This is a genomic window from Paenibacillus sp. EKM206P (assembly GCF_011066155.1).
Taxonomy (GTDB): Bacteria; Bacillota; Bacilli; order Paenibacillales; family Paenibacillaceae; genus Paenibacillus; species Paenibacillus polymyxa_D.
Genome location: NZ_JAAMNQ010000146.1, coordinates 1 through 209, shown reverse-complemented (window position 1 = coordinate 209; position 209 = coordinate 1). Strand labels below are relative to the sequence as shown.

The following is a 209-nucleotide window of genomic DNA, read 5'->3' as shown; positions in this document are numbered from 1 at the left end:
AGAGTCGGCATTTTGGATAATTTCTTTGATCTGGGCGGCGATTCGATCAAAGCGATCCAGGTATCGTCCCGCTTGCTCCAAGCGGGCTACAAGCTGGAGATGAAGGATTTGTTCCAATATCCGTCCATTTCGCTGCTGAGCAGTCATGTACACAAAGTTAGCCGCACAGCCGATCAGCGGGTGGTCTCGGGAGCAGTTAAATTGAGCCC

General features: G+C 51.7%; 1 protein-coding gene. It reads left to right on the top strand.

From position 1 onward, the window contains the following. Positions 1-209, top strand: a 209-nt coding sequence (locus G9G53_RS26155; protein ID WP_165150929.1) for a phosphopantetheine-binding protein, incomplete at both ends; no start/stop codon positions are given.